The organism is Lentibacillus amyloliquefaciens (assembly GCF_001307805.1).
Taxonomy (GTDB): Bacteria; Bacillota; Bacilli; order Bacillales; family Amphibacillaceae; genus Lentibacillus; species Lentibacillus amyloliquefaciens.
Genome location: NZ_CP013862.1, coordinates 2,222,871 through 2,246,445, shown reverse-complemented (window position 1 = coordinate 2,246,445; position 23,575 = coordinate 2,222,871). Strand labels below are relative to the sequence as shown.

General features: G+C 42.7%; 24 protein-coding genes, 1 pseudogene and 1 riboswitch. Of the genes and pseudogenes, 18 read left to right on the top strand and 7 right to left on the bottom strand.

Annotated elements, in window-relative coordinates; all coding sequences use genetic code 11:
* Positions 1-11 precede the first annotated feature (11 nt).
* The 3 genes from AOX59_RS11145 to AOX59_RS11135 form a co-directional block, all read right to left on the bottom strand.
* Positions 12-950: a ring-cleaving dioxygenase gene (locus AOX59_RS11145; protein ID WP_068445572.1), complete on the bottom strand. Its 939-nt coding sequence runs from the start codon at positions 948-950 to the stop codon at positions 12-14.
* 50 nt (positions 951-1,000) lie between these two features.
* The gene (spxA, locus tag AOX59_RS11140) at positions 1,001-1,399 is read right to left on the bottom strand and encodes a transcriptional regulator SpxA (protein WP_068445571.1); all 399 of its coding nucleotides are present in this window, start codon (positions 1,397-1,399) and stop codon (positions 1,001-1,003) included.
* Positions 1,400-1,599: 200 nt separating this feature from the next.
* Positions 1,600-2,028, bottom strand: coding sequence for a MarR family winged helix-turn-helix transcriptional regulator (locus tag AOX59_RS11135; RefSeq protein WP_068445569.1), 429 nt, complete (start codon positions 2,026-2,028; stop codon positions 1,600-1,602).
* A gap of 410 nt (positions 2,029-2,438) precedes the next feature.
* On the opposite strand from AOX59_RS11135, the gene brnQ reads away from it, so the two are divergent.
* Positions 2,439-3,797: a branched-chain amino acid transport system II carrier protein gene (gene brnQ, locus AOX59_RS11130; RefSeq protein ID WP_068445566.1), complete on the top strand. Its 1,359-nt coding sequence runs from the start codon at positions 2,439-2,441 to the stop codon at positions 3,795-3,797.
* A 58-nt stretch (positions 3,798-3,855) separates the two neighbouring features.
* On the opposite strand, the gene AOX59_RS11125 is transcribed toward brnQ, so the two are convergent.
* The gene (locus AOX59_RS11125) at positions 3,856-4,503 is read right to left on the bottom strand and encodes a GntR family transcriptional regulator (RefSeq protein ID WP_068445564.1); all 648 of its coding nucleotides are present in this window, start codon (positions 4,501-4,503) and stop codon (positions 3,856-3,858) included.
* Between the two features lie 197 nt (positions 4,504-4,700).
* Here AOX59_RS11125 and AOX59_RS11120 point away from each other — a divergent pair, with 197 nt between their 5' ends.
* The 16 genes from AOX59_RS11120 to AOX59_RS11055 all read left to right on the top strand — a co-directional run bounded on the left by AOX59_RS11120 (position 4,701) and on the right by AOX59_RS11055 (position 20,936).
* On the top strand, positions 4,701-5,555 hold the full coding sequence (locus AOX59_RS11120; protein ID WP_068445561.1) for a chemotaxis protein: 855 nt from the start codon (positions 4,701-4,703) through the stop codon (positions 5,553-5,555).
* 255 nt (positions 5,556-5,810) lie between these two features.
* Positions 5,811-6,857, top strand: coding sequence for a PAS domain-containing protein (locus AOX59_RS20600; RefSeq protein WP_335338740.1), 1,047 nt, complete (start codon positions 5,811-5,813; stop codon positions 6,855-6,857).
* A gap of 68 nt (positions 6,858-6,925) precedes the next feature.
* Positions 6,926-7,405, top strand: a complete 480-nt coding sequence (locus tag AOX59_RS20595; RefSeq protein WP_335338739.1) for a sensor histidine kinase — start codon at positions 6,926-6,928, stop codon at positions 7,403-7,405.
* Positions 7,398-8,114 (top strand): response regulator, encoded by a 717-nt coding sequence (locus AOX59_RS11110; RefSeq protein ID WP_068445559.1) that lies wholly within the window; start codon positions 7,398-7,400, stop codon positions 8,112-8,114. The genes AOX59_RS20595 and AOX59_RS11110 overlap by 8 nt, the downstream gene beginning before the upstream one ends.
* Positions 8,115-8,308: 194 nt before the next feature.
* Positions 8,309-9,649, top strand: coding sequence for a CitMHS family transporter (locus AOX59_RS11105; protein ID WP_068445558.1), 1,341 nt, complete (start codon positions 8,309-8,311; stop codon positions 9,647-9,649).
* Between the two features lie 135 nt (positions 9,650-9,784).
* A complete protein-coding gene (locus AOX59_RS20305) occupies positions 9,785-9,946 on the top strand; it encodes a hypothetical protein (RefSeq protein WP_237049253.1) in 162 nt (53 codons plus the stop codon).
* A gap of 14 nt (positions 9,947-9,960) precedes the next feature.
* Positions 9,961-11,043, top strand: coding sequence for a cytosine deaminase (codA, locus tag AOX59_RS11100; protein ID WP_237049252.1), 1,083 nt, complete (start codon positions 9,961-9,963; stop codon positions 11,041-11,043).
* Positions 11,044-11,300: 257 nt separating this feature from the next.
* Positions 11,301-11,873 carry a biotin transporter BioY gene (locus AOX59_RS11095; RefSeq protein ID WP_068445557.1) on the top strand — a complete coding sequence of 191 codons (573 nt, stop codon included), beginning with the start codon at positions 11,301-11,303 and terminating at the stop codon, positions 11,871-11,873.
* A 69-nt stretch (positions 11,874-11,942) separates the two neighbouring features.
* Positions 11,943-12,050, top strand: a riboswitch (TPP riboswitch).
* A 90-nt stretch (positions 12,051-12,140) separates the two neighbouring features.
* Positions 12,141-12,734 (top strand): YkoF family thiamine/hydroxymethylpyrimidine-binding protein, encoded by a 594-nt coding sequence (locus tag AOX59_RS11090; protein WP_068445555.1) that lies wholly within the window; start codon positions 12,141-12,143, stop codon positions 12,732-12,734.
* 12 nt (positions 12,735-12,746) lie between these two features.
* Complete coding sequence (locus AOX59_RS11085; RefSeq protein WP_068445554.1) at positions 12,747-13,352, top strand: ECF transporter S component; 606 nt, start codon at positions 12,747-12,749, stop codon at positions 13,350-13,352.
* Entirely contained in the window at positions 13,339-14,934 is a 1,596-nt protein-coding gene (locus tag AOX59_RS11080; protein ID WP_068445552.1) for an ABC transporter ATP-binding protein, read from the top strand. The genes AOX59_RS11085 and AOX59_RS11080 overlap by 14 nt, the downstream gene beginning before the upstream one ends.
* Entirely contained in the window at positions 14,918-15,697 is a 780-nt protein-coding gene (locus tag AOX59_RS11075; protein WP_068445550.1) for an energy-coupling factor transporter transmembrane component T family protein, read from the top strand. The genes AOX59_RS11080 and AOX59_RS11075 overlap by 17 nt, the downstream gene beginning before the upstream one ends.
* Positions 15,698-15,855: 158 nt before the next feature.
* Positions 15,856-16,230 (top strand): hypothetical protein, encoded by a 375-nt coding sequence (locus AOX59_RS11070; RefSeq protein ID WP_068445549.1) that lies wholly within the window; start codon positions 15,856-15,858, stop codon positions 16,228-16,230.
* A gap of 291 nt (positions 16,231-16,521) precedes the next feature.
* On the top strand, positions 16,522-17,664 hold the full coding sequence (locus AOX59_RS11065; protein WP_068445548.1) for an Rpn family recombination-promoting nuclease/putative transposase: 1,143 nt from the start codon (positions 16,522-16,524) through the stop codon (positions 17,662-17,664).
* Positions 17,665-18,025: 361 nt separating this feature from the next.
* Positions 18,026-20,125, top strand: coding sequence for an MMPL family transporter (locus AOX59_RS11060; RefSeq protein ID WP_068445547.1), 2,100 nt, complete (start codon positions 18,026-18,028; stop codon positions 20,123-20,125).
* Between the two features lie 73 nt (positions 20,126-20,198).
* Positions 20,199-20,936, top strand: coding sequence for an SDR family oxidoreductase (locus tag AOX59_RS11055; RefSeq protein WP_068445546.1), 738 nt, complete (start codon positions 20,199-20,201; stop codon positions 20,934-20,936).
* Between the two features lie 2 nt (positions 20,937-20,938).
* Here AOX59_RS11055 and AOX59_RS11050 read toward each other — a convergent pair whose 3' ends face one another.
* Positions 20,939-21,124: a hypothetical protein gene (locus AOX59_RS11050; protein ID WP_156418686.1), complete on the bottom strand. Its 186-nt coding sequence runs from the start codon at positions 21,122-21,124 to the stop codon at positions 20,939-20,941.
* Positions 21,125-21,411: 287 nt separating this feature from the next.
* On the opposite strand from AOX59_RS11050, the pseudogene AOX59_RS19700 reads away from it, so the two are divergent.
* Positions 21,412-21,534, top strand: a pseudogene (locus AOX59_RS19700) (hypothetical protein); the annotation flags it as partial.
* Between the two features lie 427 nt (positions 21,535-21,961).
* On the opposite strand, the gene AOX59_RS11045 reads toward AOX59_RS19700, so the two are convergent.
* Positions 21,962-22,729 (bottom strand): ABC transporter permease, encoded by a 768-nt coding sequence (locus AOX59_RS11045; protein WP_068445542.1) that lies wholly within the window; start codon positions 22,727-22,729, stop codon positions 21,962-21,964.
* Positions 22,726-23,454: an ABC transporter ATP-binding protein gene (locus AOX59_RS11040; protein WP_068445540.1), complete on the bottom strand. Its 729-nt coding sequence runs from the start codon at positions 23,452-23,454 to the stop codon at positions 22,726-22,728. The genes AOX59_RS11045 and AOX59_RS11040 overlap by 4 nt, the downstream gene beginning before the upstream one ends.
* Between the last annotated feature and the right edge of the window lie 121 nt (positions 23,455-23,575).

Sequence of the window (23,575 nt, the reverse complement as noted above, 5' to 3'; positions counted from 1 at the left end):
AACTCCCCCCCTTATTTATCCAAGTTTCTTACGTCTATCGGAATCAATCGTTTATTCAGCTGCTCACGGTATTGTTCATATTGTGATGGTAGTTTTAATGCTTGTCCCATTGTTTCAATGGATTCATCATGTGCGAATCCCGGTGGGGCAGTTGCAATTTCAAATAGTATTTCGCCATGCTCTCTGAAATAAATTGCATTAAAATAATTTCTATCCTGAACAGGCGTGACGCCATAACCTTTATTTGCTACATACTGCTTCCAATCCAACTGGTCATCGTCATCTTGTGCCCGCCATGCAATATGATGAACTGTACCTGTGCCCATTTCTCCGCGTCTAATTGGAGTTTGTTTGACATCGATAACATTGCCAATTTCCCCGTAGGATTGGAATCGAGCCAGATCGTCTTCTTCAGCAACTTTGTTGAGTCCCAATACTTCATGAAGCGTTCTTTTAGTTCTCTCGGGATTGGTTGATAACAGGGTTGCCCCGCCAAAGCCTTTAATCGCTATCTCCGGTGTCACGTCACCCGAAGTCCAATTATTTAGTTCACCGCCTTCTCTTTCAACAAGCTCCAGCTGTAATCCGTGGACATCTGCAAATTCCAGATATGTTTCGCCAAATCGTTCAGATTTATTAAATGCGATAGTGTGTTTTTCTAATCTTTTTTCCCAAAATGGCATCGAACCAACCGGGATGACGTATGTGGTGACACCCACCTGACCGCCTCCGATTTCACCTTGAGATGCATCAGCCCATGGGAAGAAGGTGATAATTGTGCCTGGTTTCCCGCCATCATTACCAAAGTAAAGATGATAGGTTCCCGGATCATCAAAGTTAATGGTTTTTTTGACCAGTCTTAAACCTAAGACACCTGCGTAGAAATCCACATTTTCCTGTGGGTGCCCCACAATTGCTGTAATGTGGTGGATACCTGCTGTCTTTTTCATTTAAGTTTTCTCCTTTGTTAGTCATTTTTAATGAAGTTAATTGTTACGCATTAATTAACAATTTTCTCTTGAGCTTCTTGCAATTGAAACTTCCGTACTTGTCTAGGCAAAAACATGCGGATCTCATCTTCGTTATAGCCTACTTGCAGACGCTTTTTATCGGCAATAATGGGTCTTCTTAATATGCCGGGATTCTTTTGAATCAAACTGAATAGATTCTTTATTGGTAATTGGTCAATATTAACGTCCATATTTTGAAATGTTTTAGAGCGTCTCGAAATAATTTCATCAGTTCCATCTTCAGTTAAGCGCAATATATCTTTAATTTCGTCCGCATTTAATGGCTCAGAAAATAAATGACGTTCTGTAAACGGTATTTCCTGCTCTTGTAACCATGCTTTTGCCTTTCTGCAGGATGTACAACTTGGCGTCGTATAGAGTGTTACCATAAAATCACCCTCCATTTTCATTTATTATTATTTAATATATCTCGAATTCGACGTATATGACAAAAATAAATCATTCAGTATTTATCCCGCATGTAATGGACAGTAACCCGCCCAGGAACGGCGGTTAACTGTCCCTAAATGTCCGATTCGTTCATCTAACAATCAGTGGGGGAAGAACCCCCACTGATTGAAGATTCACTTTATAAATTTTCCACGTGATAACCGAGTCTTTTAAGTAAGTTAATTGTTGTTTCAATTTCTTCATCAGACCATTCATTAAAAATGGACTCGATTTTCTTTTCATGTTCCGGAAATGCTGCATCCATAAATTCGTTTCCTGATTCGGTAATGGCCGCATACATGACGCGACGATCATCCGTGCATGGTCGCCGGTGTATATATCCTTTTTTTTCAAGCTTATCGACAACATAAGTAATACTACTGCTTGCAACCAGGATCTTTTTTCCGAGCGATTGTATTGGCTGGTCACCTTTATGATAAAGCAATTCCAAAACAGCAAACTCATTCAGATTTAAACCATATCGAGCCACATCTTTTTTGAGGGCATCTTGAATAGATTGTGTTGCCCGATTCAGAACAGTAAAAGCTTTTAAATGATTATTTCTCATTTTTTTGTCTCACCTCCATGCTAATTAGATTAATTAAGATATTTCTAATTAATTTATTATTAATTCGTATTATATTAACTGTATTTATAATAGCAAGATTTTAAAATACTGTCAATTGGTAATTCAAACGAAGAATACACCCGCTCTTTTTATATCTTATCTGTGGATAGCACAGGGCAGCATTGATTACGGCGAGACCGTTACTTCTTAGTAAAATGTAAGGGAGATGATTTAAAAAATTACCAACCATCCCGTTACGGCAGGAAAATGGCTGGTAATTTTTAATTTCCGTAAATCGTCAAAAAGTTTCATGTAATATATTGCATTTTGCATAGGAAGATAGTATGATAGTTTTCATCGATATATTGCATATATGTACAAATAAATAAACATCATTGGAGGAACATATCATGAATGGAAAACTGTCTTTTTCATCTTACGCCGCAATTGGTGTCATGCTGTTTGCACTCTTTTTTGGAGCTGGAAATCTGATTTTTCCGGCACAGCTGGGTCAAAATGCTGGAACAAATATATGGCCGGCGGCTATTGGGTTTTTAATTACCGGCGTGGGACTGCCATTGCTTGGAATCATCGCCATGAGCTTCTCAGGCAGTCGTAATTTGCAGGAACTTTCAAGCCGGGTGCATCCGGTGTATGCCGTGTTTTTCACGTCATTGCTTTATTTGACGATCGGGCCATTTTTTGCCTCTCCCCGTACAGGTACGGTTGCGTTTGAGGTTGGTATATCACCTTTCATAGGTGAGTCTTCACAACAATTGGGATTATTTATTTTCAGCTTATTGTTTTTCGCTGCTGTTCTTCTGTTTTCATTAAAACCTGCCAAGCTTGTTGATAATGTTGGAAAGTTTTTGGCACCTGGACTGGTTATTCTGCTTGCAGTTCTTCTTGTTACGGTTATCATTAATCCGATGGGAGCGATGGAAGCACCTCAGGAAGCGTATGGCAGTGGCGCATTTATAACCGGTTTCCTTGAAGGGTATAATACAATGGATGCACTGGCATCGTTAGTATTCGGAATTATCGTCATTAATGCTATCCGGGCAATGGGCGTAACATCCAATACCGAAATTCTCAAAACAACTATTAAAGCTGGCAGTATTGCCATATTGTTGCTTGGTGCGATTTATATCGGGATTGCATATTTAGGGGCAACGAGTACACAAGTTTTCGGAATCTTTGAAACCGGCGGACCGGTTTTGAGCAGTGGTGCTTCCTATTACTTCGGCACATTTGGTTCTGTTCTGCTTGCGGTTGCTATTACATTGGCATGTTTAACGACTGCAATCGGACTGACAACAGCCAATGCGGAATATTTCCATACGCTGTTTCCGAAAATTAGTTACAAGACACTGGTTATCTTCTTTTCAACGTTGACCTTTGTGATTGCGAACTTCGGATTGGCTAACATCATCACTTACTCTGTGCCGGTCTTGATGTTCTTGTATCCACTGGCGATTGTCCTGATGCTCCTAACATTTTTGTCCCCATTGTTCAATCATGCAAGGACAGTTTATGGTTCAACCATTGCCGTTACGTTTTTGATCAGTATCTTTGATGGTCTTAAGTCGCTCTGTGAATCACTGGGCATCGAGTATTTCAGCTGGATGCAGCCTATTGTGGGTTTCTATGAACAAGCCTTGCCTCTATACAGTCAGGGACTTGGATGGCTGCTGCCGGCTCTTGTCGTTATAGCCGTCACCGGTGTTATCATCCGTGTCCAAAAGCCAGCTGCAGTTCATGCTTCGTAATTCATATAGTAAAAGCCGGCTCCTCATTTATTGGAGGAGCCGGCTTTTTGTTTAGTCTTTATTCAAAGTCCTGTAATGTACGGAGCCAGTTTTCTTTCATGATGGCTGCTGCCTTTTCTTTGTCGCCATGTTTCATAGCGGTGATAATGGCCTTGTGTTCTTCAATTGACTTTTCGGTTAAGGTAATGGAATTATGGAAAAAATGCCTGCGGACATGGGCTTGCAATGATTCTATAATGCTTTGGATATATGTATTTTTCGTTATGTCAACAATCACTTGGTGAAATTCTTCATCGACTTTTAACGCGGCATAGCCATTATTGGAATTGATGGCCTTTGTAAAACGTTCGTTGATTTCTTCGAGTTCGTTTATTTGCTCTTTGGTCAGATGGTCAATCGCCAGTTCGGCAGATAAAGACTGCAACGCTGCAAGTGGCGGGAGCAGATCTTTGATGGCTTCGCGTTCGATTTCGGTGACTTGTGTCGCTTTACCCGGATACATTTTGACAAATCCCTGCACTTCCAGAAGCTGCAGCGATTCACGGACCGGCGTTCTGCTGATTCCCAATGCATTAGCCAGTTCGGTATCATTCAGTTTTTCGCCGGGAAGCAATGTTCCATCAATAATCCACTGCTGAATCTGATTGAGCGCGTTTTCCTTGGCAGATTGACGAACAGGTTTCGAATGATTTGCAGGTATTGGCATAGGAATCCGCCTTTCTTCACATTCATTTTGTATGACTATAGTATACACGAAAATATACTTGAATGAAATATGCAATATATCGTTTTTATGGCTGTTTTTACTATTTTCCAATTATTTAGTACAACGTTGACTGTTCAATGATACAATAATATTAGATTATAACAGCTAATGATTCCCGGCTGTTTAGGAGGGAGCATATGACACAAAAAATTGGCATTGTTATACTTCACGGTGCTGGAACACCCAATGAAAATTTTGCGGATGACATGATCAAAAAAATTTCCGATGGTTTTGGCAAAAAGCTGGAAAAACAAAATCCGGAAAAGGAGCTGGTGTTTCAATCTATATTATGGTCGTCGATATTTGAAAACAAGCAGAAAAAATTATGGGAAAGAATGGAAAAAGGAGCGGAGTTAGATTATCATTTTTTGCGTCGGTTTGCCGTTGATTTTCTCGCCGATGCTGTAGCGTATCAGCCTGCATCGGCACCGGATCACAATTATGACAAAGTACATGCCTTTTTAGCTCAATGTTTGAACAGTATCCAGGAAAAAGCCGGTTCATATGCTCCTTTATGTGTGATTAGTCACAGTCTTGGCTCTGTTGTTGCCAATAATTATTTTTATGATTTACAGATGAAGCACGAGAATATTGGGATGAACACAAAACGACATACCAGCAATACGCCTTTAGAAAAAGGGGAAACACTTTCCTTGTTTTACACTATGGGAAGCCCGCTAGCCCTGTGGTCTCTGCGATTTAACGATTTTGGGGTGCCTATCAGCGTTCCGTCTCCATCTATACAAAACTATTATCCGAACATCAAAGGTGAATGGCTGAACTTTTATGATAAAGATGATATTCTAGCTTATCCTTTAAAGAATCTAAATCAGAAATACCAAAACGCCGTGACTAAGGACATACAAGTGAACGTTGGCGGAATTGTAACAAGCTGGAACCCCTTTTCCCATATCAAATATGATGGCGATGACTCTGTTATTAACACCATTGTTGACGGTTTGACTCGAACGTGGCTCAGCGTCAATCAATAAGATTCATTATGTAAAAAAACGCGGAAGGTTTATTGCTTTCTCTTTCGTAAAGGTGACATACTGCCCTCATCCTTTTATAATAGAGTAGAAAAAAGTAGCGTTATTCATGGGCAATAGGGATTCTTGAACAATACAATCGGGACTTCCATATTCTATCACTTCCGCCGGTTTGTCGTGAATGAAGGAGAGCTCAGCATGACTCATTCTCAAAAGCAATCTAACAAGAGAAATTCTACCCCAAATATCAAATTTAATTTGAATGTAAAAATGATCGGTCTAATCAGTTTGCTGATTGTTGGTATCTTTATCGTTTTCGCAGGGTTTTTGCATTCATTTATTTCAAATACAATTGAAGACCAGGTGGGGAAACGTGCGTTAAGTGTTGCCCGGAGTGTTGCCGAAATACCGGAAGTAAGAGCGGCGTTCCAATTGGAGGACCCGGCTTCTGTCATCCAGGAAACAGTAGCACCCATTCGGGATGAAACAGGTGCAGAGTTCATCGTTGTCGGAAACAGAGATGGCATTCGTTATTCCCATCCGAATCAGGAAAGGATCGGGGAGGAAATGATAGGCGGGGACAATGAACGTGCGTTGCAGGACGGGGAAGAATATGTGTCTCGCAGTACTGGGTCACTCGGACTGTCAATTCGCGGAAAGGTACCGGTTCTGAGTGAATCGGGAGATATTATCGGTGTCGTGTCCGTCGGTTTTCTTAATGAAGATGTCCAGAGTATCATAGCGAAACAGAGCCAATCACTATGGATCACCTTGTTGGCAGTTGTTTTATTAGGCATTGCAGGTGCGATTTTTATTGCCGGCTACATCAAAAAATTATTGTCTAATATGGAACCGGAGGAAATTTCTGATTTATTGCTGCAAAAAGAAGCGATTATGCAGTCGACCCATGAAGGCATGATAGCTGTTGATAATGAGGGAATTATAACCATGATGAATAAAGCTGCTAACGACATTTTGTTTAATGAGACGCAACAAACGGGTGATTACGCGGGCAAGCCAATCAGTGAATTGTTGCCCCATACTGCTTTCTCTGACGTTTTGGAAAACGGTGAAAGCCGGTATGACAAGGAAATGATACTTGGAGAATCAATTGTTCTGATAAACCAGGTGCCTGTGTACAGAGAAGGAACGATTGCGGGGCTGTGTCCACATTCCGCAGAAAAACAGAAATGGAGCATGTCACACGTGAGCTTCAGCAAATTAAACAGTATGCGAATACGCAGCGGGCTCAAACCCATGAATTTTCCAACAAACTCTATACGATTCTTGGTTTGCTTCAATTAAATCAATACCAGCAAGCTATCGACTTTATTAAAAAAGAAAGAAATATTCAGCAGGAGCGCTCCCATTTTTTGACACAGAATGTAGCAGATCCTGTGGTGCAGGGGATGTTGCAAGGTAAAATCAATCAGGGGAATGAACTGGCGATCGATATATCCATTCATCCGGACAGTCAGCTTAATCATCAATATCATGGCATCAAACAGGAGGCCTTGATTACCGGTCTTGGCAATATGCTTGAAAATGCAATCGAGTCAGTCAAACATAATCAGGAAGAGGAAAAGCAAATAACCATCTTTTTCACGGATTTGGGAGATGACGTTGTGATGGAGGTGGATGATTCCGGTCCTGGTATTACCGAGGAGGATGCAACGTATATTTTTGAGCAGGGATACTCCACAAAAGAAAAGGAAAATGGGGGAACGGGGCTTGCCTTGAGCCGGCATATTGTCCGTCAAGCGGGGGGTGAAATCATGCTGGAAGAAGGGGAAATGGGCGGTGCTTGTTTTGTCATGATTATACCTAAAAATGGAGGCAACATTGATGAGTGATTATATACATGTTCTTATTATTGAAGATGATTTTCGGATTGCAGATATAAATCGGCAAAATGTTGAAAAGATTGAGGGCTATTTGGTTGATAAAATGGTTAAGACAGGTGAGGAGGCACTGACATATCTAAAAAATTGCCGCACGAGGCCGCAACTGATCTTGCTTGATATTTACATTCCTGATGTAAAAGGGATGGAGCTGCTGTGGCAGATCCGTCACCATTATCATGACGTGGATATTATTCCTGTTACTGCTGCCAACGAGACGAAAGCCATAATTGAAGCTTTGCGGGGCGGGGCCTTTGACTATATAGTAAAACCGGTGGATGCCGACCGTTTTGCAAAGTCTCTGAAACGATATAAGCAGCACATGAGATTTTTTACCGCGAAAGACGTTTTGGAACAGGATGAGATTGATTCTATTACAGGTATTCATGACCCGGCTCATTTCGGCGGCACAAATGCAAGTTTGCCCAAGGGTATTGATCCGATCACATTGAATGATATCACTGATCTTTTGAAATCTAATAAGCAAAAAGGGATCACTGCTGTAGACTTGAGCAAACAGATTGGGACAAGCCGATCAACGGCCCGCCGCTACTTGGAGTATTTAGTGTCTGCCAAGGTGATTCATACCCGATTAAAATATGGAAGTGTCGGGAGACCGGAACGCGAGTACATGCATCGTGAAACTTATGAACAAAATTAATAATATAAAAAATAAATAACTTATCATGAGAAGGTTTAACCTTCTTTTTTTTCGTGCTAATTTGTTTATTAATCAAAATAATATTTTTCTTCTGTAGTTTGCTAGCGTTTTCACATAAATCGTTTGAACATTCTCCAAAGGGAGTGAAGCTAGTGACAGGGGAAACTTAACAGCATGAAAGAAAGGAAGATTCCGTGTTAAGTTTAATCGGATTTGCTACGATACTGACAATTGTCATTTTACTCATCAAGGGAAAAGTCTCACCTATCATTGCCATGGTTTTAATACCGGTGCTGGGTGCGTTTGCTGCCGGTTTTGGTTTGAGTGAAATCGGTGAGTTTTTTAACCAGGGAATGGATTCAGTGATCGATGTTGCAATCATGTTTATTTTTGCAATTCTGTTCTTTGGTATCATGCAGGATGCCGGCCTTTTTGATCCTTTAATCAATAAAATGATTGCGCTTTCCAAAGGGAATATCATTGCAGTAAGTGTAGCTACTGTGCTGATTGCGGCAGTTGCTCAAATGGATGGTTCCGGTGCATCAACATTTCTGATTACCATTCCGGCGATGCTTCCGTTATATAAGCGGTTGAAAATGAGTCCATATCTGCTGCTTCTCTTAATTGCCGGGAGTGCTGCCATCATGAATATGACCCCATGGGCGGGCCCTTTGGGACGAACTGCTTCTGTTCTAAGTATGGATGTTACGGAATTATGGTATCCGCTTATACCCGTGCAAGTCATTGGGATGGTATTGATGATCGGTTTAGCAGTATTGCTTGGGTATAGGGAAAAACGGAAAATCACCGAACAATTTGGGAATCAGGCGGTTCTCCAGGAGTCTGCAGCTGCGCTTGAGGAGACACCGGGTGAGTTAACTGAAGAGGATGTGAAAGCTTCTTTCACTGAAAGCTCCCTTGCACGTCCGAAATTAATTTGGGTAAACGCAATCATTGCAGTGGGTGTTGTTGCATTATTAGTATCCGGAATCATTCCAGCCGGCTTTGCATTTATGCTCGGGGTCAGTATTATACTGCCAATCAATTACCCAAACATGAAAGATCAAACCGAAAGAATCAAGGCACATGCCTCAAGTGCCCTGACAATGGCAACGATTATTCTCGCTGCCGGCTCATTTTTGGGGATTCTGACAGGGACAGGCATGCTGAATGCAATAGCAGAGGATGTCGTTTCAGTTATGCCTGAAACTGTTGGACCATATTTGCATCTGTTTATTGGAGTCTTGGGAGTGCCGTTTGATTTATTGCTAAGCACAGATGCGTATTATTTTGCACTGCTCCCGGTAGTTGAACAGATTGCCGCAGGATTCGGCACAGCTACCTTATCGACAGCATATGCAATGATTATTGGCAATATCGTCGGGACATTTGTCAGCCCGCTGGCACCGGCGGTTTGGCTGGCGCTTGGTTTATCAGGTTTGGAAATGGGGCGTCATATCAAATATTCTCTCCCGTGGTTATGGGGGCTGAGCATTGTACTATTAATCATTGCCGTGTTTATCGGCGTCGTTTAACAGAAAGCGAGGGAGGGTGGCATGATATCATAACCTCCCTCGAGACACGTTCACACACATATGGCCGCTGAAACTACATTTAATTTACCTTATTTGATATGATAAATGTGCTAAGTGAGAAGGAGAGATGGTTAAATGCTATTAAAGAATGCAAAACTGTATAAAGAAGAAGGATTAAGGGATATAACACTTCAATCCGGTCAAATTCAAAGTATAAAACCGGCCGGCAATATAAGTGAAACTGCGGACGAAACTGTGATTGATTTGGAGGGTAAACTTGTACTGCCCCTTATGTAGAACCCCATATTCATTTGGACTACGCACTGACCGCCGGAACACCCAGATGGAACAAGTCAGGATCTGTATTTGAAGGGATTGAAATTTGGGCTGAACGACGGCAAATCGTAAAAGAAACGAAAGACGATATTAAGGAACGTGCATTGCAGGCAGTCCAGATGCAATTGAAACACGGTATTCAGCATGTCCGCACCCATGTCGATGTGAGTGATCCCACCTTGAAAGGCTTAGAGGCATTGCTGGAAGTGAAAGCGGAAATGAAGCCATGGATGGATATACAACTTGTTGCCCTGCCGCAAGAAGGTATGTATACCAATCCTGAAGGAGAAGAACTGCTGGAAAAAGCAATCGACATGGGCGCAGATGTGGTAGGGGGAATTCCTCACTATGAATTAACCCGTGAAGATGGCATTAAATCAATCAAAAAATCGCTTGAACTTGCGAAGAAATATGATAAATTAATTGATATTCATTGCGATGAAATTGATGATGAACAAGCCAGATATCTGGAAACCCTTGCCGCCGAAACGATTAGAATGGGAATGCAAGACCGTGTAACCGCCAGCCATACAGCGGCAATGGGCTCCTATAATAATGCATATACGTATAAACTTTTCCAAATCCTGAAAAAGGCGAATATTCATTTCATTGCGCTGCCAAAAGCTAACTTACATTTACAGGGGCGGTTCGACAGTTATCCGGTACGGCGGGGGTTAACGCGTGTGAAGGAACTGCTTAATGAGAATATCAATGTCTGCTTTGGCTTGGATTCAATCATGGATCCATGGTATCCGCTCGGTGACGGCAATTTAATGGATGTGGTTGACACGGGACTGCATGCCTGCCACATGACAGATTATGACCATATCGTAACAGCACTTGATCTGATAACAACAAATGGCGCCAAAACGATGGCCATGACGGACGATTATGGTGTGAAAGAAGGAAATAGTGCGAACCTGATCGTTATTGATTCGACTTCAGAGTATGAAGCTATTCGCACGCAAGCACCTGTCGTTTATTCGATTCGAAACGGCGAAATTATCGTGCAAATGAAACCTGCCAAAATAACGATGAACATTTCGTTATTGTCTTAAATCTTGTGCACAATGGGAATAAACGAAGGGCTGTTTTTTTACAAGGACAGCCCTTCGTTTATTTTTTTTCGCTTTAACGGGCAACATGCCTTGCAATGACATTTAAAAGCATTCTATATATAACTCAGCTGCGTATCGAATGGGTAGGATGTTCACATTGTTGATTAAATGTGAACCTTATTTAAAATACGGTTGACATTAAAAGCCGTGCAACATATAATTCTATCAATAAACAAGATACGGATTAGGAGCTGATTATGTTGACTGAAAAAAGTAAAAAATTAAGATCACTTATCAACTGTTCTATTTTCGCTGCTGTCACAGCAATTCTGGCTCAGATAGAAATCCCGCTTCCTCTCATCCCAATAAGTGGACAAACATTGGCTGTTGGTATTGCAGCAACCGTTCTTGGAAGCCGTCACGGAGCAATAGCAATGTTTGTTTATGCTGCGATAGGGGCTATAGGTCTTCCGGTGTTCACAGGATTTAGCGGAGGGCCACAAGTGCTGGTAGGACCGTCCGGCGGATACATATTCGGATTTATAGCAGCAGCCTATTTTACTGGACTCGTCTTGGAGAAAACAAAATTCACGATACCAATGGCTTTCATCGCGAACATTGTTGGAATGGTTGTTACGTTAATTTTTGGCACTATACAGTTGAAAATTGTTATGGATTTGAATTGGAATGCGGCAATTGCAGCAGGTGTATATCCATTTATAGCTGTCGGATTGATAAAAGCTTTTCTGGCAAGCTTGATTGGTATAACCGTAAGGAGACGCCTGCTGCAGGCGAAACTGATAACGGCTTCACATAAAGAAGTGGCATAACGTAGCACAAAACCCTTTACAAAATTCGCAAAATTAATTATCATGAAGCTACATGAAAACTGCATAACCGATACGCACTAGGGGGGCTGCCGAAAGCGGTGGCTGAGAGGATATCATATCTGACCCTTTGAACCCGAACTGGATAATACCAGCGTGGGGAAGTGCAGTTCACAGTATGATTAATGAACGTGATTATGATATATGTGCAAACTGCATTCCCTCGGGAGTGCAGTTTTTTTGATTAAAAAATCAAGGAGGAGGAGAAATATGACGAGTAATAGCTGCGGAACAAGCAGACTCGCAGGATGTCAGTTCACACTGTTTCCGATGAGTGACAAGTTCGTTGATATTATTTTGGGAGCGCTGGAAGAGGTGGACACGTCGAAGGTTTGGAAGGATACGGATGACGTGAGTACGTGTGTACGCGGAAAAATGGTGCATGTTTTCGATGTGACCAAGGCGCTTTTCTTGCACGCGGCCAAAACAGGAGAGCATGTCGCGATGAGCGGCACGTTTTCCATTGGTTGTCCGGGAGATACGGAAGCGGATTCCTATATGGATGAAGCGGATGCACCGGTGAATGAAACAAAATTAAATGAACTATACCGGAAAGCAGGCTGTAAATTTTCCCTTTATCCGATGGGGAGAGCGGATTATATGGAGGCAATCTATGAACAGATTGATTTGTCAAAACACCGCAATGTTGAAGTGAGTGCTGATCATTATGCGACGAGGCTTGATGGCGATGTGAAAGCTATTTTTGAGGCGCTGCATCAATCTTTTGACAGTGTGCAGGAGAAGGTTTCCCATGTCACCATGTCATTTACCATTTCAGCAAACAGTCCGTCCAATAAGGCTTAAGGAGGAGACCTTATGACTAAGCAGTGGAAATTGAAAGAAATTGTCCTGATGTCGATTTTAGGTGTGGTCTTTGGGGTTATCTATTTAGTGTTTTTTCTGGTTGGTGAAGGTGTTCGCAATATCCTGGCACCATTCGGTCTGGCACCGTTTGGCTATGAAGTCATCTATGGTGTTTGGTTCATAGTCGCCATAATGGCTGCTTACATTCTGCGGAAGCCTGGGGTTGCCTTTACTGCTGAATTCATTGCGGGAATCGTCGAGGTTCTGCTTGGGTCAGCGGCGGGACCCGGATTGCTTCTTTCCGCTGCCATTCAAGGGGCAGGAGCAGAGCTCGCTTTCGCCCTGACCGGTTGGAAGGATTATCGCCTGCGGGTTCTCGTATTATCCGGTATATCTACTGCTGTGGTCAGTTTTGCCTGGCATTTGTATTCTGCCGGGATGATTGCTTTGGCACCATGGCTGATTGTCTCAACATTGATCGTACGGATTATCAGTGCCGCTTTGATTTCGGGTGTTCTTGGCAAATGGCTCAGTGATCAGCTCGCGCAGACCGGTGTGCTCCGAGGCTATGCATTAGGTAAAGAATTGCAGAGGAAGCGGAAATATGAAAGTGCTTAAGGGACGGCAGAAGCCGATAATAGAGGTGTGTAATTTTTCCTTTTCCTATGAGGATATCGATGAACAGCGCTTGTTCGATCGTCTTGACTTTAAACTGAACCAAAATGAAGTAACGCTTTTGATGGGAGCAAGCGGCTCAGGTAAAAGCAGTCTGGCTCTTTGTCTCAACGGTTTATATCCGGAAGCCGTGGAAGGAACGTCTTCCGGGGATATCTTTTTCCTCGGGAGACATATTCAGGAATATGAGACGGGGGAGCTGACACAGGAAATCGGTATTGTTTTTCAGGATCCGGAAAGCCAGTTTTGCATGATTACGGTTGAAGATGAGCTGGCGTTCACGCTGGAAAATAGAAAGATCCCCGCTTCCGATATTCGCAGTAGAATTGAATCGGCGCTGAGAGCTGTTGGAATGGAAGGCTTTAATCAGCACAACATCCATGAGCTGTCGGGTGGTCAGAAACAAAAGATCGCCCTCGCTGCCGTGCTTCTGCTTGAACCGGGCTTGCTGATTCTGGATGAACCAACAGCGAATCTGGATCCGATATCAAGTCTGGATTTTGTCAAGCTCGTGGAGGAGATTCAGGAGGAACAGAAGATGTCAGTTCTGATTATTGAGCATCAAGCAGAGGAATGGCTCCGGTTGATCGAACGAGTATTGGTGCTCGGCCGTGATGGGAAACTTCTGGCCGATGACACGCCAGATCGGCTGTTCTCGGAACAAAAGCAGCTACTGGAACAGGAAGGCGTCTTTTTACCAGGAGAATACTCAAGCACCCCTGCATTTCGGGAAAAATGGAATTGGGGCATGCAATCGCGTGAAAACGTGCTTTCAGTCCGTGATTTGTCCTTTTCCCACGGCAAACAAAGCGTGTTGAAGAACGTGAATATGGATGTTCATGGCGGAGAGTTTATTGCCGTTGCCGGAGAGAACGGAGCGGGAAAATCTACCCTTCTTCAGCTGTTGGCCGGACTTCTGGAACCGGAAAAAGGGGATATCTCTATGTTTGATCACCCGCTTGGAAAATGGCAGGAGAACGACCTGCGGAAGCGGATGGGTTTTGTCTTCCAGAATCCGGAACATCAGTTTATCACGGATACCGTTTATGAGGAGCTGACATTCGGGATGAAACTCAACGGTTATGCTGAAGAAGAGATGAAAAATATTGCGGGCGGGCTAATGGAACAGTTTCATTTGAAAGAGTGCCGCAACAGCAATCCATTTGCTCTAAGCGGCGGACAGAAGCGGCGTTTGAGTGTGGCGACCGTGCTTGATGAGACACCGGATATCTTGTTGTTTGATGAGCCGACGTTCGGGCAGGACGCCGCCACAACAGCCGAATTGATGGATTATGTCATGGGGTTGAAAGCGAAGGGGATGGCTATCATTTTCGTCACCCATGATATGAATATTGTCGATGCCGCCGATCATGCTGTTATTCTGAAACAGGGAGAAGTGGCATTCTCCGGACCACCGAATTCTCTGTGGAAGGAAGAGAGACTCCTTCACGAAGCCAGGCTGCGGTTGCCGGCGAGGTTTCGTAAAAGGCGGCGGGAAGGTGAGATTTATGATCTCATCCATTAACCCGTCGATCAAAATGGTTGCCGTCTTGATTCCTGGAATACTGCTCGGACTCACCTATGATGTCTTCACGCCGTTATTGTATTTTATATTTATTCTGACAGTCACGTTCATGATGACCAATATCCCGATTTTTCGCTGGATGAAACTGTTCAGTCCATTTTTTATTCTTGCTCTCGGTTTTGCTTGGATGACCATGCTTTATGCCAATCAAACCTTTTCCGGTGGTGAGGAAATCTTTAGTTTTTGGATGTTTGAGGTGACGGCCGGAAGTTTCCGGACAGGGGTGAGTGTCGGGCTGAGATCGCTCTGTTTCGGTGCGCTGTCTCTGATGTTCATCCTGACGACGGATTCAACGAAATTGATGCTTAGCTTCATGCAGCAATTCAGACTGCCGCCAAAGGTCACATACGGTATCCTGGCTGGTTACCGCTTCCTGCCCGTATTCCGGCATGAGCTGCAGATACTCAAGCAGGCACACCGCATCCGTGGTGTCAGCCGTGCGCGCGGCATTAAAGGAAGACTCAATCAGTTCCGGCGTTATGCCATTCCGCTTCTGGCCAACGGCATCCGCAAAGCGGAGCGTGTCTCCATCGCGATGGAATCCAAGGGCTTTACCGGTGACACTGACCGCACGTATTATCATCATATGACTGTTGGTAAGCGTGACTGGTTGTTCTTTGCATTAATGATTGGGGTATTGATAGCAGTGTTCGCTTTATCGTATAACTTAGGCTATTTGCGAATATTCGGCAGGCAATTTTGAAAGATACGTTCAGGAGTCTGCCATGGCTGCTGTATATAAATAGATACATTAGTTTAATGCCATCAGTTCACAGGAGCTGATGGTTCCTTTTTTGAATGACTGATGATATGGTTATTATGTTGTTATTTTGGAATTGGCAATGAAAGGGGATAAATATTATGCCAGTTAATCTGCCTGCAAAGCAAATCTATAAGCTGAACTTCATCTCCAGCATTTTGTTCTTTCTGGCAAGTGCCGTCACAAGCCTGGTGACAGCTGTTAAGTTTCAAACAATGCTTGTTCTCACACTCATCGTCATCATTTACTGGATTCTGGCTGTAACCGTGACGGGGTTATATAAAACGTCTCGAAATATGAAGCAGATCCATCTTAAAACACTCATCAGTATTGTCGTCATAACGATTGTATTCGCTATTCAGCAACTCATGTTTATTAAAATACCATTTTCTGTAAGCTCGTCCTTTTTCACTTTAAGCTTCATATTTCTGACTTTGCTGCACACTGTGTATTTTCAGTCAAAATTTCATGATTGATTATGTTAGGATACCACGAATGTAAATTCCTGCTCTGCAAATATTAAAGAAAAGTGGTGCTGCCATAAAAACATGGTAATACCGCTTTTTGTGTATCAGGTGCCTTTTTTATTAATAAGAATTTCCATCCTGCTATTCGTTCTGTCTCCCAATCTTAATTTGAAGCGACGTTCTTGTTAGTTTTTTTCTGAGCATTAGACATACTTATGAGCAAATTATACGAAAATTTGCTATAATGATTTTAGATAAACTTCTAAAGTAAGTCCTCACATACCAAAAGGATGTGTAGAAATGCCACTAAACGAACAAACCCCTGTTTATACTGCACAAAGAATCATAATGGAAGACTTCGGCGAATATAACAAAGAATCAGCAAAGAGTAAGCGAACCAGCCTTCTTAAGCGAATTCCAATTAAACGATTAATGGATTTAAAAGTTGATTATGCTTTTAAACAACTGTTTGAAAATGAAAAAAACAAGGATATTACGGTTGTATTTTTAAATGCTATTCTGCAAAGAACCGGCCGTAATCAAATTAAAGATATTTCATTTCTGAATACGGAATCCAGTGGTGAATATGTGGACGATAAGCAGTCGAGAATGGATTTGCTGGTTATGACAAAAGCTGATGAACAAATTAATATTGAAATACAGTTTACGAACCAATATGATATGGTTAAACGTTCCATCTATTATTGGGCGGGGGTGTACCGCAGTCCGTTCAAAAAGAGAATGACTTATAAAGAACTGCGACCAGTAATTGCAATAAATATCCTCAATTTTGGATTGTTTCAGCAAACAGATAACTTTCATACAACGTATCATTTATATGAAGATAACGAAAAATTCAAGTTGACTGATGTGATGGAATTTCATTTTATAGAAATGGCCAAATTAATAAGGGACTGGAAAAATGATGAATTGGATCCGTGGAATAATGTTTTGGCCAGATGGTTGATGTTACTTGGGATGGTGGATCACAGGAATGATGAGGTCTATAATGACATTTACCTGGAATTGGAGGAGATCGCTATGAAAGATGAGTCATTGCGGAATGCTTTTCAAACCTGGGAAGAATTAAGCATGACACAGGAACAATACCTGGCTTATGAGTCGCGTTTGAAGCGGATTATCGATGAGGAAGCTGCACAGCGTGAAAAGGAACTTCAAATACAGGAGGCGAAAGAAGAAGCACAAGAAGAAATTAGAAAGGCGAGAGAAGCTGTAGAAAAAGCTAAACAAGAAGCTAAGCACAAAGCCAAACAAGAAGGAAAAAAAGAAGGAAAAAAAGAAGGGAAAAAAGAAGGGGAGAACAGTGCCAAGGAAGCAATTGCACGCAAATTATTGGCAAAAGATATGAGGATTGAAACAGTTGTGGAAACGACTGGACTCCCAAAGGATAAAGTCATTGAAATGTACCGTAAAATGCAGTAATGAAATCATTCCGTGCCCTAAGTGTCTGATGATTAGATCATATTCACTACCGTTAAGCCTCCCGCGATTGTGAGAGGCTTTTATTGATTTTTCCAGTGAACCTGTGTTACGTCGAGAAATACTATAGTAACTCAGTTGTCATTTTGTTTGTTGCAAAGTAACACGTTTATCCCGCATGTAACTGGCAGTAAGACCCCTACCTCAAATGTTCGCGTATACGATGAAGAATAGGTGGGGGGATGGCTTCCAGTAAATGTCCGATTCGTTCATCTAAAATCAGTGGGGGAAGAAAGAAAACCCCCACTGATTGTTAGATTCACTTTATTACCAAAAACTCTGCTTCCTAAAGGAGCTTACATATATGAACCGTTTATTACAGACTATCACAGACCGTGTGACAACAAAAAAAGGCATGTGGATCACACTATCAATCTGGCTGCTTGGAACGCTGCTGCTTGCTGTCTTTGCCCCGAGTGCCAGAGACTACCAGGTAACAAGCATTGAATCCATCCCGGATGATGCCCAGTCAATGATTGCACAGGATAAGATAGATAACTATTTTGGTGAAAATAATGACATACAGGGTATAATGGTTTTCCAACCTGATAATATGGAGGCCGGGTTAGCAGGTATTCCAAGCTTTCTGGAAAAAATTGAACAGGAAAATATCAACGGATTGACTGGAGTTGTTCCCCTGGGGGATTTAACGCCTCAGGCCTCCACTCAGTTCTTTTCCGATGATGGCACAACTGCAATGATCCCATTTACACTTGATTCGTCCCTGGAATCAGGTGAAATGAAGGATTCAATCGACGCAATTTATGACCTTCAAGAGAACGAAGAGGTGACCATGAAGATTACCGGTCCGGCCGCAATTGGCGCGGATACCACTGAGTTGTTCTCCCGGGCGGATATCGTTCTGATCATGTCCACCGTCGGGATTATCCTGGTGCTCCTGGTTGTTATTTACCGTTCACCATTTCTTGCTTTGATTCCGTTATTGGGCGCAGCGTTTGTCTATGAGGCTGTTAACCAAATACTCGGTCTTATGGGAAAAGCAGGCCTGCAAATCGGGCAGCAGTCGTTTTCGATTATGACGATTCTGTTATTTGCTGCGCTCATTGATTATTCTCTTTTTGTATTTTCGCGCTACCGGGAAGAATTAAAGCAGCATGAAAATAAATATGAAGCAATGAAACGGGCAATGCGGGGAACGGGTGTCCCGATCTTTTACTCAGGCGGCACCGTGATTGCAGCGATGCTTGTCCTGTTCTTTGCTGAATTTGCGGAATACCGTAATTTTGCACCGATATTCGGAACCGCAGTTGCAGTCGTTTTAATTGCTTCATTAACCCTTGTGCCGGCGATGTTCACATTATTTGGCCGAAAATCCTTCTGGCCGAAAGTGCCGCAGGTTGGTGATGAACAAGTTAAATCGAGCTCACTGTGGAGCAAAGTCGGAAAGTTTGTGACCCGGGAACCTGTCAATTCCGTTGCCATCATTGGAATTCTTTTAGTGGGTGCCGCGGCTAATGTGTTTAACTTGGATTATGAATTCAATACAATGAAATCATTTCCGGATGATATGCCATCAAGAGAAGGGTACGAAATGCTGGAAGAGAAATTTGAGCCGGGCGACCTGGCACCTACAACTGTCTTATTCGAGTCGAACGAAGCTTTAAGCAATGAGAAGCGTCAGACACTGGCGGATAATTTATCGGAGCAGCAACTTGTTGAAAGTGTTCAGGTGCAGAACATGACTGATGATCAAGAAGTGATTTCCTATCAAATGACATTTGATGAGAACCCCTATTCAGGTGAAACGATGAATGCACTTAAAAGCATTATCAGTGACTCGGGAAGTATTTTGGATAGCAGTAATCTCGATGGAGACTTATACTTTGCTGGAGAGACGGCCACATCTGTTGATGACCGGTCACTGAACAATCGGGATTTGACCGTTATTGTGATTCTGGAAACTGTATTGATTTTTGGTATGCTTATCTTTTTAACACGTTCGTTCAAGATGCCGCTGTATATGATGGGGACCATTCTTGTCTCCTTTCTGGCAGCTCTTGGACTGGGTACATTTCTGACAGAGCTATTCTTTGGCATTGAAACTGTCAGCAACCGGGTGCCGTTCTACTCTTTCGTATTCCTTGTGGCACTGGGAATCGACTATAACATTATGCTCGTCTCACGATTCATGGAAGAGCGGGAAAAATATCCGGTTAAAACAGCGGTTGAAAAAGCTGTTGCTAATACAGGCGGTGTCATTTCATCTGCAGGCATCATTCTTGCAGCGACGTTCAGTGTTCTCATGACACAGCCGATCCAGCTCTTGTTCGTCTTTGGATTTATTGTCGCAGTCGGCATCTTGATGGACACTTTCCTGATCAGAGGTGTCTTGCTGCCGGGATTGCTAGTATTGTTTGAAAAGGATAAGAAGCAGAACGATTAGTTTTCGGGGAAGTTTAATGATAAAGTCAAGAGGCAAAACAAGAATAGAATCGTTATAAATGAGGTGTGATTATATGGATTGGAACGGAAAAACAGTTGTTATTACCGGAGCAAGCAGCGGGATTGGTGAAGCAACCGCTGAACGGTTTGTTAATGAAGGTGCGAATGTCGTCCTGGCGGCAAGAAGACAGGAACGGCTGGAGGAAATCCGAAAGCGGCTAAATGAATACGAAGGCAATATTGCCATCAAAGCGACCGATGTGACATCCCGGCAGGAAGTGGAAAACTTGATTCAATATGCCATTGATGAATTCAATCAAGTTGACGTGCTGTTCAATAATGCCGGTCTCATGCCGCTCAGTTATATGAAAAATAAAAAGGTGGACGAATGGGAACGGATGGTTGATGTAAACGTAAAAGGTGTCCTCTATGGCATCGGAGCGGTTCTGCCGCATATGATTGAACGAAACGAAGGACACATTTTAACAACTTCCTCTGTTGCCGGCCATGAAGTTTTCCCTTCAGGTGCTGTCTACAGCGGTACGAAATTTGCCGCAAGAGTGATCATGGAAGGCCTTGCCAAGGAAGTGAAAAATACGAATATCCGCACAACGTCAATATCACCCGGTGTGGTTGACACAGAACTGATGGAAACCATTACTGATGAAGATGTACTCGGTAAAATGAGCAATCGCGGAAGTCAATTCACACCACTTCACGGAACAGACATTGCTGAAGCGGTTTTCTATGCAGTCAATCAGCCGCAGAACGTGGATATTAACGAAGTCATCGTCCGTCCGAATAATCAATAGTTTCACGTATGATACAGCTCCTTTCCAATTAAACGGGAAGGAGCTATTTTAAATTTATTATTAGTAAACGAACCTGCTAAATTACTTATTTCTGCCATATTTTCACCAATCCCCTGCCAATCTTCTTCTGTACCATAAAAGATACTCCCCCCTTGAGGTTGAGGAGTTAGAAGATTTACCCCATCCATCCATTCAAAAATTATACGAAGGGAGGGATGCAATGTTTAAACCGGGCCAAAACATCCCGTAGCGTTTAAACGGAATGGCATCTTAGTGCAGGGACAAGTCCTGCCATCTCGAACAAAAAAGTACTGTTGCAGATTCAACAAGACCAAAAGATTATCCAACATTAAACCATGGCTACCCGAATATTGTTGTTAATCACAATCGTTACAGGATTATCGAATAGTCAGTTATAAATTTTCCAGACACTGTTTAATCAGGGAGTGTCTATGATGAGAGCTTAACGTTTGATCAGCTCGTACAAGAAAATAAACAAGAATTATGGGCTGATGAGAAAGAGATATCACAGATTAAACTGCAACGCGAAAAGAAGCAAAGAAACGGAATGCACAGAACCATTCCATTTGTAAAATAACCCTTCCTTTATAATAGAAATCGAAAACAAATCGAAAAAAGAGGCATGACTCGAGAATACTTCTCAGATCATGCTTCTTTTTTATGCTTTAAAACGATTGTAGAAAAAAGAACCAAATTAAGAAAAGACAGATGCAACCAAAAACCAATGAAATTTAAAGGAATAAGTCACACTTGAAGATTCAGCTGACCGATTTAAGCCGAATGCAGCTGTTGACGCAGAAGTTAAAGATGGCGAAATTGCTGTGGGTTATGATAGAAAGAACCGCTGATGCTGGAGATAACATAAGCGGCTTTTTTTCATCTAAGGGTATAGTCTGGACGGGAAATATCAGTGGAGCGTCAGGACATGGGCGAGAGACCGGAAACATGGGCGCGAAAACCCCAAACATGAGGGAGATCGCCCCCCTGCTGATTGAAGTTTCACTTTACTCTTCATCTTGGTCTGCGCCTCCCACCAGCTGCATGCGTTGGTTAAATAAGGTCGGATATGACAGGTATCCGAGCATAATGCTGGTTACGACAGCGGTTGTCAGCAAAAGGAAAAGAATGAGCAATTGAAAGAGGACTGCCTGGACCGGGTCTGCTCCTGCGATGATTTGACCGCTCATCATGCCCGGAAGCTGAACAAGACCGATTGTTTTTTGGCTTTCAATGGTCGGGATTGTGCTGGCCTGAATCGATTTAGTGAGTTGTGAATGAATTGCCTGCTTCGGTGTCCCGCCGAGCGATAGAATCAGTTCAGTTTCATCCTGATGATCCTCGATTTCCGATGTGAAACGGTTAAGGAACAAAATAGCCAGCACCATTGAATTGCCGACGACCATTCCGCTGATCGGGATAATGAATTGGGCTGTGGCCGGTGTTATATTCAGCCCGAGCAAAATGGCTTGGGTAAGAACTTCAACGAAAATAAATGTTGCTACAAGTTTCCAGATTATTCCCCTGATGGCAGCACCTTTTCGTTGTGCATTGTGTGTTGCGGCCACAATCATGAGCACAATCATCAGTATAATATAAATCATATTTTCCGAATCAAAGACAAACTGAAGGACATAGCCGACAGCAAGCAGCTGGATGATGGACCGGACAGCTGCAATAATGGTGTCTTTTTCAAGTCCAAGGTTAAGCGTTTTAGATAGAACAAGCGGAATGATAACGAATAAAAGTGAGATTGATAATGCCAGGAAACTCATTCGATTTCACCTCGCACAAATTGCTTTACCTGCTCATTTTGCGGTTTTTTCAGAAAACTGCTTTTGCCTGATTCTGCGAGTTCACCATCCATCATAACCCACGTATCGTCGCCGATTTCCATGGCCTGTTGCAGACTGTGTGTGATCCATAGTATGGTTGTGCCATAGTCACGATTAATACGTCTGATCAGTTCTTCAATGTCTTGGCGGGATACGCTGTCTAATGAAGAAGTGATCTCATCAAGCAACAGAATGTCCGGCTGATTCACGAGTGTCCGGGCTATGGACAATTTTTGCTGCTGACCACCTGATAGGTCTTTTGTTTTCTTATCCATAGATATATCGTTTAACCCGACAAGGCTCAGCAGTTCGTTGGCACGTTCCTCTGATAACGTTTCTCCACGCAGTTTTAACGGGAGCTCAAGATTTTCCCGCACACTCCCGCTGATCATGGTGGCACTCTGAAGCGCGATGCCGACTTTTCGGCGCAATTTGACGGGTTCGTAGTTGTCAATTGCTTTCCCCTGGATAGTGATGTTCCCGGAGTCAGGGGATTGAAGGCCGTTACATAATCTGAACAGGGTTGTCTTGCCTGCACCCGAGGGACCGACAACGGTGGTAATATTTCCTTCTATGACTTTTCCTGTAATGTTTTTTAAAATATGTACATCGTCAGTGGAATAGTTTACATTTTCGAGTGTAATGGCACTCGCATCAACTGTCATCCGCCTCACGTCCTTTTTTAGGTGCTGTATTCTTTCTTGTCCATTATAATTATTATCTGCTCCGTATCATAACAATTTAGCTTATGAACATGTGGAAACGCCGCTGCACTGCCGAAGTAAT